Here is a 15,428-nt window from a genome sequence, read left to right on the forward strand (position 1 = left end):
CCAGGGTGTCCAATGCGATCGTCGTGATTTCGGAGAACAGCTTGGCATCGTTCGTCATCTTCGCGGCCCCTGGCGCCTCTTCGTTATAAGGGAGATGGAGCGATGCTGGCTATCTCGCCTCCAGTTTTGCGAAAAAGGTATCGAAGAAGGACACCACGGCTCTGCGTCGCCTAGCATGTCGAGCTGCTTCGAATGTGAAGACGACCTTTGGGATCCCGGATTGGTGCAAATGCTTCTTGTAGAATTCCTGTAGAACTGCCTTCCCATGGAACTCTTCTCGACGCCTGTTGGCATTCCTGAGGTCTAGAACTTTTTGCTTTGCGGCCGCCTGCGCCGCAGTGATAGCCGCCGCGGCATATCTATTGGTCACTTCCATAACGTATGCTTTGGCCTCGGTTTCGATCTTGGCTGCCTCAGAAGGCGGATGGAAGTGAGAGCTGCCCACGTTGAGCGCCGTGCGTCGTCCGACTTCCGCTTCCTCTAGGTCAGCGATTCCTTGATCCAGGGCATTGCTGACATCATCGACCGTTCTAAATGCTGTCTTCTCAAGGACGCTTTGGATCGCCTCCCAGATGGCATTTGGGTCCAGCAGGAAATTCTCAATCATCGAGACAGGTAGCAGTTCTATCTGCTGATCATCCGGTTTAACGTCCGTGTCTCGGTCGAGCAGCGCGACGGCTCGGAGTTGGCTAGAAAAGTCTTTTAGAGCATTGCCCAGGACGCGGAGTAGTGCCTTGCATTCCCCTTTTCCGCCTCCCGGGATCAAGGTCACATGGTCGAAGCCGCGGTGGAGTGCACGATAAAGCTTTCTATCGGGGAGCACCTTTGAGGCATGGTCCTCCGCTACGCCTTCTACAATCACCACGGGCTGAAGAGCGGTAAGGTTCGACGTGGTTCCAAACACATCTCGAAGAAACTGCAGCCTCTCTTCATCAGTGGCTACTTGAACCAGCTGATTCTGTTGCGGCTCGACCAGTTCGATGGGCCGTAGCAGAAAGAGCTCCTCGAAACTTGCATACTCCACCATGGTGGGAGAGTGGGTAGCGAGGATGACTTGAGTGTGGCCCTTGCTAGTCAGCACGCGGAGATAGTCGAGGACCTTCAGCTGCAAATTAGGATGCAGATGTAGTTCGGGCTCATCAATCAGAACACAGAGCTCTGGACGCTCAACAGCTTGAGGGCCCGATTCGACCTCCTTCACGAGCGCCTTAACTTCTCGTTCGATCAAGGGGTAAAACATCTGAACGATAGACTTCTCCCCAGAGCTCAAGTCATCGAGGTCTACCGGAGACTCCAGTCCGTGAACGCTCCACAACACCTTTACCTTGTCGCGGTTGGTAGCATCAATTCGCAAGAACGACATATGTGGTAAGAGGTTTTGTGTCAGCTCTCGCAATGGCTTCCAACAGTCCACCAGCGTTCCCGACTCGATTCCTCCCTCCCTATCTACCTTTGCGGTGATTGCTTGCTGCCGGTCCACCTCTACTTGGCAGAGTGCATGCTTCAGGTAGTTTGCGGAATCGTCGTAGCTCCATGGATCTCGAGCGGCATCAAAGATGCGAATGCCTTCAAAGCCCGGGATGCTCTGGGCCGAGAGCAGCGTCTCAAAGGAAATAGATGGGGCCAGTAGGTGACGCTGCTGAACTTGCTGACGGCGCATAGCCCTGTGCGGGCCGACATACATTATATGGCTGTAGCCGTTCTGGGAGCGAATTGCATGCAATAGGGTTGATTTGCCGGAGCCATTGGGTCCAGCGATGACCATAAGCTTGGGCACTTGCTCGCACCGTGCGAGCCGAACACTCCGCTGGTTCGCAACATTGAACGATGTTATGCGCATATCGAGCTCCCCCTCGGATAATTCGACGAGCCCTTCCCCCAACACGGTGTTGGTGACTGCTGGTGCGCCAGCGATAGAGCTCTGTTGTTGATGATGGAACAGCTGGTGCCGCGACAAATACCTACGACTCGTTCGCGTCGTATCGGCTCATCGCCTCCTGGAGTATCGTAAGGGCCGCAGGCGCTGCTGCATCGCCGCCGAGTTTTAGAGTCTCGACTGCCTTTCCAACGGACGCTCGCAGCCTGCGACCCTTGATTCCGGCTGGTCCTTTAGGCGGGAGTTCTTCCAGGGGGACAGTGGGAAGAGAGCCGTGAGAGCCGTCCTTCACTTCTGCTATGCGTGCTTGGTTCACACCGAAGTAACATGCGATGTCGTGTTCACGATCGCCTCGGGCGACCATGCCCACAACCTTGGCAGCGTCTCGGTTTGTAAGAGCGATGCCGCTCGCCTTTCCTCTCGCCATTCAGCCCTCCCCCAGCAAGGCGAATATCAAAACCAAAGTTCAACCAGGAGTCAAACATGGGGCCGTCGCCAGCCGTGTATGGTGCCTAGACGGCTTGATTTCTGAGGCAAGGGGGCAATAAACCGAGGCTACATAAGACGTTAAGGGGTCGCTTGTTATCCTCACCGTTCAATTTGAACACTTGTCACTTTACCAGTCGCCGGAGTCCTCATTGCCTCGAAAGTCCCTACGCAAACCGGTGGCCCCTCAGTCACCTGAGTCCACTGAGGTGGTCCAAATATCTAGCCTCATTGAAGATTCCAGGTTTCAGGCTAGGAGCGGACTTCACCAGCCGCACATAACTCGCCTAAAGCAGGCCTATGTCGCGCAAGCTGAGGTGCCGCCTGTCCGTGTCGCCGTGGTGGGCGGCCGGCCGTTTCTAGTTGATGGCTGGCATCGGGTGGCTGCTTTGCGTGCCCTTGGTAGGCCTGAAGTAACCGCTGAGGTAACCGAGGAAACGCTTCAAGGTGCTTGGGGCTTGGCAGCAAAGGCCAACCTGGCCCACGGCCTCCCCTTGAAACCTAGGGAGGCCAAACAGGCCTTTCGGCGATACATCAAAGCCAATCTGAACCTGGACGCCAGGGGTCACCGCAAGTCGTATCGGGAGATGGCTGCGGAAATCGGCAAGCCCCACACGACTATTCGTAACTGGACAAAGGCGATGTTCCCGAAGCTGTATGCCCTTATGGGCAGTCACGACGAGCCAGCCTTGGAAAAACCCGAGGATTCCCCGGGGTCAACCTCGGAGGAGCAGGCTGCTGCCCAGGTGAGCTACCATCTGAGTCAGGCGCTCGCTCACTCACACGGAGTGAAAGATCCAGATGCTCGTGGCCATATGATCGAGCGAGCAACAACGGTGCTGAATGAGATGAAGTCTAACGCGCCATTCAACTCGCCCGGCTTCTAGCCAGTGTAGATTGCTGCGCCGGGATTAGCTTTCGCTGCGGGCCGCCTATGCTCTTATGGTAAGGGGCGGACACACATCATGGCTGTCAAAGGGGTGTTCGGTGAAGAAACGGAAAGAGCATTTCAAGCTTGAGCCTGACGAGTCAGACGAACAGTTCAACAGGTGGGCAGCTACCTTTACCAATGAGCAGATCAATAAGCTCGCGGAGAACACTCCACCGAAGAAGTAGTCTCAATCGCCCCCTGCACCGGCCTCACGGCGCCTGAATGGCCCCACGTTTTGCCCGTGACGCTCTCAGATGAGTTGAAGCACCCGCGGGTCAATCTCCTTCGCGCCTTCGTCCATGGCCGTCTTGAGGTCACTGTAGGCCAAGCCTCCTGAGTAGACGCTCAGAGCCAATGTCGACTTCTTGTGGCCCATGAGTTCAGCGATGGAACTCGGGTTCACTACCGGGGAGTTCTTCTGTGCTCGCTCCAGATGCGTCGCGAAGTTCCGGCGGAAGCTGTGGAAGTCAACGGTGTCGTCTTCACCAAGCACCTTCTGTCGGAATGCGGCATAGTGGCTGCTTACCTTCCAACTGCGCTTCTTGTCAGGTCCACCTGGTGTCAACTCGGGAAACAGAGGGCCGTTACCCTGTGCGGCTTGCAGTCTGCGAGCCACGATGGGCCACACTAGATCATGCAGCGGTATCACCCGAGTGGCGCTCTGGGTCTTGCCATCGGTGATACTGAGGCTGCGCTTGGTGGCGTCGATGTTTGCAGCGACCAGCGAACATAGCTCATTCAGTCGCGCTCCGGTGAGGAGGCCGAGCCTCATGAGGTCGTGGATCGCTTGAGCGTAGTTGCCTCTCCTAATGTCTTTGGCGCTCACTGAGAGCAGCTTGACCAACTCCTCGTTTGCGTACGGTCTCTTGGCTCCGTTGGAGGCACCACGGGCCTTCTTGGCGAGCATCTGCCCCGACCAAGGATTGCTTTCGGTGATGCCTCTCTTGATCATCCACCTCCAGAAGCTTGAGAGGGATGAGATGTAGCGATTAACTGTCGCCCTCTTTCTTCCGCTGGATTGGTCCATCCATTCAACAAATGTCCCCGCCTTCTTGCGCGTGACATCGGCCACAAACATGAGCGAGGGATCATGCTTCACCAACGCAGCGACGGCCACTTCGTGCTGGGCGCGGGTCTGCTCAGCGACGGTGTCCGTGATTTGCTTGAGCCAAGCGGTCTTCGTTGCTTCGATTGGCGCCGAAGTGTTTCTGACGAACTCAACAAACTGCTTGGCACGTCGGAGGCCGTGTGCCTCTTCAACTTCGTCGGCGATGTCCGTCAATACTAGATCGGCCAAATCCAGCTCGTTGTCGTCGTCTGGTCCGGTCCCGTTTTGGGGGCACCGCTTCAGCACGTCTTGATACCACTGCCGGTGTTCGATCTCCCACGCGGAGAGGTCTATACCACGGGGCACGCCGCCGCCTTTCAGCTGCCGTTGGGCCTCGGCCAACTGAGTCTTGATGTCGCTCAGGGCAATCCATCGCAGCTGTCGGGCTTCGGCAACGTCCCTGGTCTTGAGCGACTTGATGATGTGCTCCTTGCCGACAGTCTTCCAAAGACTCTCGGGGACAGCGACGCGCACATACCAACCTTGGCGACGCTTTTGGAGGTGTCGATTGTCAGGCATCTCGTGTGACTTTCCCTTGCGCTTCTTGCGCACTGACCGTGTGCCATAGTGGTCCACGGTTTTGTCAGTCACACGAGCAACTCACTAATAATATCAATACGTTACGAATGTGGCTGGGGGACTAGGATTCGAACCTAGACTGGCGGAGTCAGAGTCCGCTGTCCTACCGTTAGACGATCCCCCAACTAACCCGCTGAAATAGTTGGGCAATTGGGCCGTGCCAAAGGAGAGCGCCGGGTGGCGCTGGGCGCTCGGGTCCAGCGACGGGTGCTTTTAGTGCAGGGCCCCTTCCGCGTCAACCGCCGGCTTAGAGCGCTCCCTGGGGCGCGCAGGCCTTTGCGCGGTGACGCCGTGGCGTCAGTCACCCTCCAGCATCACCTTGCCGGCGGGCGAGAGCGCGACATTCACCGGGCGCCCGGCAAGAGTCGCCTTGCCGTGCCAGAAATTGTCGCAGGATTTCTTCAAGGCATGCACGTCCGTGAAGCCCGCTGCTTCGATCTTGCGGCGCGCATCATCCGCCGTTGATCCATCGATCGCTTCGCCGAAGTGACAGCCAGAGCCTAGGCCGGCCCCGGTACCTGGCTCGCTGGCCTGTTGCGCCCATGCCAGCCCTGAGAAGACGCCAATGCCCAGCACCGCAGTCGCGGCCAACATCCTCAATCCGGATCGCATACCTGTCCCTCCCTTCGTTCCAGCCAACGATACGCTAGTCCAGCACACGGCCGATACCTTGACCTGGATCAAGACAGCAGCACCTGACTTTGCGACCATGCTGGTCCGTGACAATGCCAAAGGTTTCCACCGCAGTCACCACCCCGATGCATGGCCGCCGCGCGGTCGCCCATGAGTCGAAACGCGATCGATCTGTCGGCCGACATCGCTGCCACTGTCGTCGAGATCGCGAGGAGCTAGGCCGGTACCAGAACAGCGGCGCCGCGCACAGTCACCGCCGTAAGCCAAGGCCAGTATGGTTTGATCGAAATGGGAAACGTTCTCGCTGCAAGTGACGACGATCAACACCCTAAATGAACAGTTCTCAGCAGCGATTGATTCACCTCAATTGGCCTCGGCCTGGATCGCCTTCCGCACGTCCTGGATGACAGCGTCTCGCGGCTGATCGGCATCGATCCGGATCCAGTCGATTTGGCCAAGGTCATAGGCCAGCTGGCGCTGCAGCACCGAGGCGGTCGCGTCGGATGCGTCCTTGCCTCGTCGCGCCACACGAGCCAATAGAGTGGCCGGCGATGCTTCCAGCCAGATGCCGGTGAATGCTGCACTTGCCTTCTGCGCAAGCGCGGTAAAGGCGGCGCGCTCGTCAGGCTGCGCCGCCACCGCATCCAGGATGACGCTAGTCCCGCTCGCCAGGATCTTCCGCGCACGGTTCTCCAGCGCTGCATAGACCCGGTCATTGACGTCTTTGCTGTAGGCCTCGGCCGGTAATCGTTTCTCTGGCGGTACGTTGAACAGCCGCTTGCGCACCACGTCGCTGCGCAGCACACGGGCGCCGGCGCCGCTGCCGAGTTCGCCCGCAAGGGCGGCCGCCACGCTCGACTTTCCGGTTCCACTCAGGCCACCGATGGCGATCAACCGGGCCGGTTTTGCACGCAGCAGGTCGACCGCAAGATCGAAATAGGATCTCGCCTCCGCCAACTGCTGCCTTGCCGCCTGCGCATCCAGCTTGGCCGCGGCGGTTGCCGTGACATGCGCCCTGACGGATGCTCTGAGCGACAGGAACAAGGCAAGTGTGGGAAGCCCGTCATCGTTGTCGGTCAGATCAAGATATCGATTGAGCACGAGCCCGCTGTGCCGAACCAGCCCGCGATGACGCAGGTCCATCAGGAGGAAAGCCAAGTCATACAATACGTCGATGCAGGCGATCAGGTCGCTGAACTCGATACAATCGAACAGGCTCGGCCGGCCGTCGACGAGGCAGATGTTGCCGAGATGGAGATCGCCATGACAGCGGCGGACCCGGCCATTGGCCCTGCGCTCCTCCAGCAGCGTGGCATGCTTGTGCAGGGCGGCTGCAGTGGCATCGCGGAGACTGTCGATCTCCGCCGGCGATAGTCCGAGCGGCGGCGACCGCTGCAGATTCTCATCATTGATCTGGATGACGGCGCGCACGCCGTCCGCTCCGCCGTGGCCTGGCGTGAGCTCGGCAATCGTGTGGAATGCGGCAATTCGGTTTGCCAGCTCGATCGTCAGCGCTTCGGTCAAGGCGCCATGTTCCGCAACATGGCTGAGAAGCGCATCCTGGGGAAACCGGCGCATGACCACCACCCACTCGACTGGCTCTCCCGGGCCATCAAAACTCAGGCGGCCGTTCGCCGCGCGCACAATGGGACTGACCGACAGGTAGAGCTCGGGCGCGGTGCGGCGATTGAGCGTGAGTTCCGCTTCGCAGGCGCCACGGCGCAGCTCCACAGTCGAATAATCGAGGTAGCTGTACTTGACCGCGCGTTTGAGCTTGTAGGCGCGATCGCCGGCCAGGAACACGATGGACGCGTGGGTCGTGATCGTGTCGACGGGTGCGCCGCCATGGTTTTGAGGCAGCGACAGGAACTGGATGATCTCCGACTGGTCTGCCTCAGGCTTCATGGCCACGTCCCCGCTTTAGCGAAGGCTAAAAGCCACGCCGTTGCCCGGCATTGACCTCAAACTTCAAACTGACAAGCCAGCAATCCGTTGCCGTTCGGATCCCACTCGGAATGAGAGAAGAAAATCGTCTGTTTCAACGGCTGAGGACTACAATCGTCAGCTACTCCTTTGTACCGGCTTGGCTCAGGTATCGCGTTCGCGGCAACTGGCCGATTGCAACGAATGCAGCAAAGGGGACGCCGTCCATGATTGCGAAGATGAGTAGTGCGCCGCTGTCCAGCAGCCCCTTCCGGCCCGGCAAGTTCGCTGCGACACCGCGATGACTTCGGCCGTCACCTTGTCCGAGGCCGCTCCTCCCTCCAGCCTTAACTTTGCCGCCATCTGCCTGTAAACTCGCTGGCGAAGTGCTGGCGCGAGAGCCTTTGGCGGGATAATCCTGCATGTTTTCAAAGGCTTGACGCTGCCGGTTGGGAGTTGAGAGTGCTGGATCGAACCCCCGCCGACGGGGCTGAGGCGCTGTCGAGGACGCGCGCCGCCAGGCCCGGGCAAATCATGGCGGCCCTTGATCTGGGAACCAACAATTGCCGCCTGTTGATTGCGCGGCAGGGAAATACCGGGTTCCAGGTCATCGATGCCTTTTCGCGCATCGTCCGCCTGGGCGAGGGCGTGTCGCAAACGGGCGCGCTGGCGCCCGCCGCCATGGACCGCACCATCGAGGCCCTAAAGGTCTGCGCCGCCAAGATGCAGCGGCGCGGCGTTTCGTTGATGCGCTCGGTCGCGACCGAAGCCTGCCGTCGCGCGGCGAACGGGCTGGAGTTCCTGGACCGCAGCCGTGCCGAGACCGGCGTCGATCTCGAGATCATCACCACGTCGGAGGAGGCGAAGCTCGCGTTCTCCGGTTGCATGCCGCTGCTCGACCGCGCGCGGTCCTATGCCATTGTGTTCGACATCGGTGGCGGCTCGACCGAGCTCGGTTGGCTTCATCTGGAGCACGGGCGCTATCCGCGCATCATTGCTTGGCACTCGATCCCGCTCGGCGTCGTCACCTTGACCGAGCGTTTCGGCCCCGAGGCAGCGCAAAGCGAAAGCCCCGCCGAATTCTACGAGCGCATGGTGCAGGAGGTGCAGGACAACCTCGCGCCCTTTGCCCAGGCGATCGGCGCGCACCGCCTGATCGCGCGCGGCCAGGTGCAATTGCTCGGCACGTCCGGCACCGTGACCACGCTCTCCGGCATCCAGATGGAGCTGCCGCGCTATGACCGCTCGGTGGTCGACGGTTCGTTCCTGGAATTCGGCGATGTCGAGCGCATCAGCCGGCGCCTCTCGGAACAAAGCTGCAAGGAACGCGCGACCAACCCCTGCATCGGGACGGAACGCGCCGATCTTGTCGTCTCTGGCTGCGCAGTACTCTCTGCGATCTGTCGGCAATGGCCGATTGGACGCCTGCGCGTGGCCGATCGCGGCGTGCGTGAAGGCATCCTAATGAGCCTGATGACCGGAACAGCGCCCGACGGCGTCTACCATCGCGGCCTCAACGGGACGCATTTATGACTCAGCGGCGCGGCAGCGGCCGCGGCGGTGGACGCGGGCACGAGCGCAGTGTGGCACGGCCCAGCGGGCGCGGCCTGACCGTGCGGGTGAAAACGGCCGGCAAGCGCAGCGTATCCTCCACACGCTGGCTGGAGCGGCAGCTCAACGATCCCTACGTCGCAGAGGCGAAGAAGCAGGGGTATCGCTCGCGCGCCGCCTTCAAGCTGCTGCAGCTCGACGACAGGTTTCATTTCTTGAAACCAGGCGTTCGCGTGGTCGATCTCGGGGCTGCGCCCGGCGGCTGGTGCCAGGTGGCCGTCGATCGCGCTGGTGAGCGCGGTAAGGTGGTCGGCATCGACCTTTTGCCGATGGATCCGATTCCCGGCGCCGACCTCATCCAGATGGATTTCATGAGTGACGAAGCGCCGGACGAATTGAAGCGCCGGTTGGATGGCCTCGCCAACGTGGTGCTGAGCGACATGGCCGCTTCGTCCACCGGCCATGCGCAGACGGACCATCTGAAGATCATGGCGCTGGCGGAAACCGCCTATGATTTCGCAAAGGATGTCTTGGCCAAGGGCGGGGCCTTCATCTGCAAAGTACTGCAAGGTGGTGCGACGGGCGAGCTCCTGAAGCTGCTGAAGCGCGACTTCGCCGAAGTGAAACACGTAAAGCCGCCCGCGAGCCGCAGCGATTCGGCGGAGATCTACGTAGTGGCGCTCGACTACCGTGGTTAGTGCCAGGTGGTCATCGGCGGGTACAGCCCTTTCGCGGGCGGGGCGATGACGCTGAAAACGAACGAGCATTCGCAGCTGATTTTCCTCAAGAATCCGCCTGCATTGCGTGCATAGCGGCCCCGCGCAGACCCGCCGCGAATCACCTTGTGACACGGCGCGTCCTGTGTATGATGGCGCGCCAACTCAGCCCGGCCCCCGACCCCATATGGGGCCGCTCGAAACCTTGAAGGGGTTGGCATGCAAATCCGCGACGCATTCACGTTCGACGACGTGCTCCTGGAGCCCGGCGCCTCCTCGGTGCTACCAGCCCAGGCCGACACCAAGACCAAGCTCACCAAGCGCATCGGCCTCAACATCCCGCTCATGTCGTCCGCCATGGACACGGTGACGGAGGCGCGCATGGCCATCACCATGGCCCAGCATGGCGGCATGGGCGTGATCCACAAGAATCTCGACGTTGCCCGCCAGGCCGAAGAGGTGCGCAAGGTGAAGCGCTTCGAAAGCGGCATGGTGGTGAACCCGCTCACCATCCATCCCGACGAGACGCTGGCCGACGCGCTCAATCTCATGAAGCGCCATGAGATCTCCGGCATCCCGGTGGTGGAGCGCGGCAACGGCAAGCTGGTCGGCATCCTGACCAATCGCGACGTGCGCTTCGCCAGCGATCTTGATGAGAAGGTCGCGAGCCTCATGACCAAGGATCGGCTGGTCACCGCCAAGCCCGGCGTCGGCTCCGACGAAGCGCGCCGCCTGCTGCATCAATATCGCATCGAGAAACTGCTGGTGGTGGACGACGCCTATCGCTGCATCGGCCTCATCACCGTCAAGGACATGGAGAAGGCCCAGGCCTTCCCGCACGCCTGCAAGGATGAGAATGGCCGCCTGCGCGTGGCCGCGGCGACCGGCGTCGGCGAGGATGGTCTCAAGCGCGCCGAGGTGCTGCTCGAAGCCGGCGTCGATGTGATCGTGATCGACACGGCCCACGGTCACTCCAAAGGCGTGCTCGCCGCGATTGATGCAGTGAAGCGCCTGTCGAACGATTGCCAGGTGGTGGCCGGCAACATCGCGACCGGCGATGGCGCGCAGGCCCTGATCGATGCCGGCGCCGACGCGGTGAAGGTCGGCATTGGTCCGGGTTCCATCTGCACCACGCGCGTGGTCGCCGGCGTCGGCGTGCCGCAGCTGACGGCTCTGGTCGATGCGGTGGAGCGCGCCCACCGCGCCGGCATTCCCGTCATTGCCGATGGCGGCGTCAAATACTCCGGCGACATCGCCAAGGCGATCGCCGCTGGCGCCGATTGCGTGATGGTGGGCTCGCTGCTCGCCGGCACCGACGAAAGCCCGGGCGAGGTCTTTCTTTATAACGGCCGCTCGCACAAATCCTATCGCGGCATGGGATCGCTGGGCGCGATGGCGCGCGGCTCCGCGGACCGCTATTTCCAGGAAGAAGTGAGCGACCAATTGAAGCTGGTGCCCGAGGGGATCGAAGGCAGCGTGCCCTACAAAGGCCCGGCCGGCAATGTGATCTACCAGCTCGTCGGCGGCCTGCGGTCCGCGATGGGCTACACCGGCAACGCCACCATCCCCGACATGCAGACCAAGTGCCGCTTCGTGCGTATCACCAACGCGGGGCTGAAAGAGAGCCACGTCCACGACGTCCAGATCACCCGCGAAGCGCCGAACTACCGGCAGAATATGTGAGGCAGTGTGCTGGAGCGGCGCGACATCGCTGACGCGACCCTCAATCCCCGGCCGAAGGCCGGGGTTGTCGGTTATGGATTGGATGGTTGTTTTCTCCGTAGCCTCTTTCCTCATGGTCGGACTTGGTCCGACCATCTGCGGGTCTCGATGGGCGAGGCCACACGGTTTCAAGCATATTCGTGGATGGTCGTGCCAAGCACGACCATGACGATGGAGAAGACGGCGCAATGACTCCCGGCGCGCGGCTGCAAGCGGTGATCGATCTGCTGCACGCCATCCATGCCGGCAGCGCGCCGGCCGATCGCGCGACGGCGGCATTCTTCCGCTATCGCCGCTATATCGGCGCCAAGGATCGTCGCGAGGTGCTGGACCGCGCCTATGCGGTGCTGCGCCGGCGCGCCGCGCTCGATTGGTGGATCGACAAGAGCGGCCAGGCGCCGCAGGACCGCGACCGCGCGCGCCTCATCGCCTCCCTGGCGCTGCTCGATGGCTGGACGCCGGACCGCATCGCCGGCTCCTTCGACGGCGGGCCCTATCGCCCGGAGACGCTCGATGACGCGGAGCGGCACATTGCGAAAGCGGTTGCCGGCAAGGCGATTGAGACGCCCGAGCAGCCCAGCGACGTGCGCAACGAATATCCAGACTGGATCGCGCCCTATCTCGAGCGCCGCTTCGGCGCGCGTCTCGAAGACGAGATGCGTGCCGCGATCGGCACGGCATCCACCGACCTGCGTGTCAACACCCTGAAGGCCACGCGCGAGGAAGCGATCGCGGCTTTGAAGCGCGAAGGCGTCGAAGCGGTGCCGACGCAGCTCTCGCCCGTCGGCCTGCGCGTGGAAGGGCGGCCGCCGCTCGCCACCATGTCGGTGTTCAAGGATGGCCTGATCGAAGTGCAGGATGAAGGCTCGCAGCTGATCGCGTTGCTGGCCGATGCCAGGCCCGGCCTGCGCGTCGCCGATTTCTGCGCCGGCGCCGGCGGCAAGACCCTGGCCATGGCGGCGCAGATGCAGAACAAGGGCAAGATCGTCGCTTGCGATGTGCTGGAAGGCCGTATCGAGCGCGCCGCCGTGCGCTTCATCAGAGCCGGCGTGCACAATGTCGAGCGCCGCGCGCTCTCTAGCGAGCGCGACCAGTGGGTCAAGCGCCATGCCGGCACCTTCGACCGCGTGCTGGTGGACGCGCCCTGCACCGGCACCGGCACCTGGCGCCGCAATCCTGACGCCAAGTGGAAGCTGAAGCCGAGCGATCTCGAAGAGCTGACCGAGGTCCAGCGCAACATCCTCGACAGCGCCTGGCGCCTGGTGAAGCCAGGCGGGCGCCTCATCTATGCGACCTGCTCGCTGCTGGCTGAAGAGAATGAGGCGCAGGTGGAATCCTTCCTTGCGGCCCATCCGGATTTCCGACTGGTGCCGATTGATTCGATCTGGCGAGACGTCATCGGGACCGCGCTTCCATACTCTACCGTCACCCCGGCCTCTGAGCCGGGGTCCATGGGAGGAGCAAGCGCGGGCCGATCCATGAATCCCGGCTCGGAGGCCGGGATGACAGATGAGAAAGTGGCGGACGGCGGTGCATCAATGGCGACACTCTCACTGACGCCCGCCCAGCACGGCACCGACGGCTTCTTCGCCGCTGTGCTTGAGCGCGTGAAGGTGCCCAAATGACTTTCCGCATTCGCCCCGCTATCGCTGCCGACGCCCCTGCCATCGCGGAGATCCACTATGCCGGCTGGCAGATCGCCTATGCGCATGTCGTGTCAGACGTGCAGATGGCGGGCAAGCTGCCGGAGCGCCGCATTCCCTTCTGGCAGGCGCGCATCGCAGAGCTCACCGATCTGGTGCTGATCGCGGAAGACGAAACAGGCAAGCCGCTAGGCTTCGTCCATGGCGGTGGTGTCCTCGAGCACGACATCCGCGTCGGCGGCCTGACCGGCTACGATTGCGAGATCTATTCCCTCCATTGTCGCCTGGACGTGCAGGGCAGGGGATTGGGTCGCATGCTGATGGCCGAAACCGCGCGCACGTTCCGCGAGCGCGGCCGCACCGCCCTGATGCTCTGGGCCTACCGCGACAATCCCTATCGCCGGTTCTATGAGAAGATCGGCGGCCAGATCATCGCCGAAGGCTTCGATGACGACATCCCCGACGTTGCCTATGGGTGGCTGCTGACCAGGCTGAGCACGTTAGACATCGACGCTCGTTCCATGGAGAGACAATGACCGACCGCATCCTCATTCTCGATTTCGGATCGCAAGTGACGCAGCTGATCGCGCGGCGGGTGCGCGAAGGGGGCGTCTATTGCGAGATCTTTCCGTTCAACGTCGATCCCAAGCGCATTGCGGACTTCGCGCCCAAGGGCATCATCCTCTCCGGCTCGCCGCATTCGGTGCATGCGGCAGGCGGGCCGCAGGCGCCGGACATCGTCTGGCAATCGAAGCTGCCGGTGTTCGGCATCTGCTACGGCCAGCAGGCGATGTGTCATCAGCTCGGCGGCAAAGTGGAGCCGCACGAGCATCGCGAGTTCGGCCGCGCGGAGCTGGAGGTTACCGAGCACTGCGACCTGTTCGATGGCTTCTGGACCAAGGGCACCAAGGATCAGGTGTGGATGAGCCACGGTGATCGTGTGACCGCGATCCCGCCCGGCTTCCGCGTGGTCGGCGTAAGCAAGGGTGCACCCTTCGCCGCCATCGCCGACGAGACGCGGCATTACTACGGCTTCCAGTTCCATCCCGAGGTGGTGCATACGCCGCGCGGCGCGCAACTGCTGAAGCAGTTCGTGCACGAGGTCTGCGGCTGCAAGGGCGACTGGACCATGCGCGCCTTCCGCGAGGCCGAGATCCAAAAGATCCGCGCGCAGATCGGTGATGGCCGCGTGATCTGCGGCCTCTCCGGCGGCGTCGATTCCTCGGTCGCCGCCGTCCTCATCCACGAGGCGATCGGCAGCCAGCTCACCTGCATCTTCGTCGATCACGGCCTGCTGCGGCAGGGTGAGGCGGAGCAGGTGCTGCGCTTGTTCCGTGACCATTACAACATCCCGCTCATCCACCGCGATGCGAGCGACCTGTTCCTCGGCGAGCTCGCAGGCGTCACCGAGCCGGAGATGAAGCGCAAGATCATCGGCAAGCTCTTCATCGATGTGTTCGATGAGGAGGCGCACAAGGTCGGCGGCGCCGAGTTCCTCGCGCAGGGCACGCTCTATCCCGACGTGATCGAGAGCGTCTCCTTTACCGGTGGCCCCTCCGTCACCATCAAGAGCCACCACAATGTCGGCGGCCTGCCGGAGCGCATGAAGCTGAAGCTGGTGGAGCCGCTGCGCGAGCTCTTCAAGGACGAGGTGCGGGCATTGGGCCGCGAGCTCGGCCTGCCCGAAAGCATGATCCGCCGCCACCCTTTCCCGGGCCCGGGCCTCGCCATCCGCGTGCCCGGCGACATCACGCGCGAGAAGCTCGACATCCTGCGCAAGGCCGATGCGATCTATCTCGAGGAGATCGACAAGGCCGGCCTCTATGACCAGATCTGGCAGGCCTTCGCCGTGCTGCTGCCGGTGAAGACCGTCGGCGTGATGGGCGACGGCCGCACCTACGACCATGTCTGCGCGCTGCGCGCCGTCACCTCGACTGACGGCATGACCGCCGATTTCTACCCGTTCGAGCCCGCCTTGCTCGGCCGCATCGCCACCCGCATCATCAACGAGGTCCGCGGCATCAACCGCGTGGTCTACGACTACACCAGCAAGCCGCCGGGGACGATCGAGTGGGAGTGATTCCACAGCCTTCGCGGACGTTCGCCGGCGATCGAAAATTCCAACCTAAATGATTGATAAGGCGATGATTATTCGTTCATCGTCTATCGCGGACTATCGCCGGCAAGCGGAACCATCCGACGGTATTTCTGACGGTATTCTGTTTTGGAACTTTGACTAAATGGTCAGATACCGTCAGCT

11 protein-coding genes and 1 tRNA gene are annotated in these 15,428 nt (G+C 61.9%); 7 read left to right on the plus strand and 5 right to left on the minus strand.

Annotated elements, in window-relative coordinates:
- Nucleotides 1-109: 109 nt before the first annotated feature.
- The gene (locus tag DTX69_RS22810; protein ID WP_162917477.1) at nt 110-1,777 is read right to left on the minus strand and encodes an ATP-dependent nuclease; all 1,668 of its coding nucleotides are present in this window, start codon (nt 1,775-1,777) and stop codon (nt 110-112) included.
- A 1,043-nt stretch (nt 1,778-2,820) separates the two neighbouring features.
- Here DTX69_RS22810 and DTX69_RS30355 point away from each other — a divergent pair.
- Nucleotides 2,821-3,249, plus strand: coding sequence for a hypothetical protein (locus DTX69_RS30355; RefSeq protein WP_162917478.1), 429 nt, complete (start codon nt 2,821-2,823; stop codon nt 3,247-3,249).
- 294 nt (nt 3,250-3,543) lie between these two features.
- Here DTX69_RS30355 and DTX69_RS22825 read toward each other — a convergent pair whose 3' ends face one another.
- The 4 genes from DTX69_RS22825 to DTX69_RS22840 all read right to left on the minus strand — a co-directional run bounded on the left by DTX69_RS22825 (nt 3,544) and on the right by DTX69_RS22840 (nt 7,518).
- Nucleotides 3,544-4,992 carry a DUF6538 domain-containing protein gene (locus DTX69_RS22825; protein WP_119303897.1) on the minus strand — a complete coding sequence of 483 codons (1,449 nt, stop codon included), beginning with the start codon at nt 4,990-4,992 and terminating at the stop codon, nt 3,544-3,546.
- A 38-nt stretch (nt 4,993-5,030) separates the two neighbouring features.
- Nucleotides 5,031-5,104: transfer RNA gene (locus tag DTX69_RS22830), tRNA-Gln, on the minus strand.
- A 173-nt stretch (nt 5,105-5,277) separates the two neighbouring features.
- Entirely contained in the window at nt 5,278-5,592 is a 315-nt protein-coding gene (locus DTX69_RS22835; protein WP_162917479.1) for a hypothetical protein, read from the minus strand.
- A gap of 384 nt (nt 5,593-5,976) precedes the next feature.
- Nucleotides 5,977-7,518, minus strand: a complete 1,542-nt coding sequence (locus DTX69_RS22840; RefSeq protein ID WP_119303899.1) for a bifunctional aminoglycoside phosphotransferase/ATP-binding protein — start codon at nt 7,516-7,518, stop codon at nt 5,977-5,979.
- A 480-nt stretch (nt 7,519-7,998) separates the two neighbouring features.
- Between DTX69_RS22840 and DTX69_RS22845 the strand changes: the two genes are divergently transcribed.
- The 6 genes from DTX69_RS22845 (at nt 7,999) to guaA (ending at nt 15,248) form a co-directional block, all read left to right on the plus strand.
- The gene (locus tag DTX69_RS22845; protein WP_284736002.1) at nt 7,999-9,069 is read left to right on the plus strand and encodes a Ppx/GppA phosphatase family protein; all 1,071 of its coding nucleotides are present in this window, start codon (nt 7,999-8,001) and stop codon (nt 9,067-9,069) included.
- On the plus strand, nt 9,066-9,785 hold the full coding sequence (locus DTX69_RS22850) for an RlmE family RNA methyltransferase (RefSeq protein ID WP_119303900.1): 720 nt from the start codon (nt 9,066-9,068) through the stop codon (nt 9,783-9,785). Before DTX69_RS22845 ends, DTX69_RS22850 begins: the two co-directional genes overlap by 4 nt.
- 237 nt (nt 9,786-10,022) lie before the next feature.
- Nucleotides 10,023-11,486: an IMP dehydrogenase gene (gene guaB / locus DTX69_RS22855; RefSeq protein WP_119303901.1), complete on the plus strand. Its 1,464-nt coding sequence runs from the start codon at nt 10,023-10,025 to the stop codon at nt 11,484-11,486.
- Nucleotides 11,487-11,713: 227 nt separating this feature from the next.
- Complete coding sequence (locus tag DTX69_RS22860) at nt 11,714-13,150, plus strand: RsmB/NOP family class I SAM-dependent RNA methyltransferase (protein ID WP_119303902.1); 1,437 nt, start codon at nt 11,714-11,716, stop codon at nt 13,148-13,150.
- Complete coding sequence (locus DTX69_RS22865; RefSeq protein WP_119303903.1) at nt 13,147-13,704, plus strand: GNAT family N-acetyltransferase; 558 nt, start codon at nt 13,147-13,149, stop codon at nt 13,702-13,704. Before DTX69_RS22860 ends, DTX69_RS22865 begins: the two co-directional genes overlap by 4 nt.
- Entirely contained in the window at nt 13,701-15,248 is a 1,548-nt protein-coding gene (gene guaA, locus DTX69_RS22870; RefSeq protein ID WP_119303904.1) for a glutamine-hydrolyzing GMP synthase, read from the plus strand. The genes DTX69_RS22865 and guaA overlap by 4 nt, the downstream gene beginning before the upstream one ends.
- Nucleotides 15,249-15,428: the final 180 nt, after the last annotated feature.

Origin of the sequence: Dongia deserti, from assembly GCF_003574735.1 — a bacterium.
In the GTDB taxonomy this organism is placed as follows: Bacteria; Pseudomonadota; Alphaproteobacteria; order Dongiales; family Dongiaceae; genus Dongia_A; species Dongia_A deserti.

Bases quoted from the DNA above. Each gene is read 5' to 3' on its own strand.
- DTX69_RS22835 (WP_162917479.1), bottom strand. From the start codon at position 5,592: ATGCGATCCGGATTGAGGATGTTGGCCGCGACTGCGGTGCTGGGCATT.
- DTX69_RS22840 (WP_119303899.1), bottom strand. From the start codon at position 7,518: ATGAAGCCTGAGGCAGACCAGTCGGAGATCATCCAGTTCCTGTCGCTG.
- DTX69_RS22850 (WP_119303900.1), top strand. From the start codon at position 9,066: ATGACTCAGCGGCGCGGCAGCGGCCGCGGCGGTGGACGCGGGCACGAG.
- guaB (WP_119303901.1), top strand. From the start codon at position 10,023: ATGCAAATCCGCGACGCATTCACGTTCGACGACGTGCTCCTGGAGCCC.
- DTX69_RS22860 (WP_119303902.1), top strand. From the start codon at position 11,714: ATGACTCCCGGCGCGCGGCTGCAAGCGGTGATCGATCTGCTGCACGCC.
- DTX69_RS22865 (WP_119303903.1), top strand. From the start codon at position 13,147: ATGACTTTCCGCATTCGCCCCGCTATCGCTGCCGACGCCCCTGCCATC.
- guaA (WP_119303904.1), top strand. From the start codon at position 13,701: ATGACCGACCGCATCCTCATTCTCGATTTCGGATCGCAAGTGACGCAG.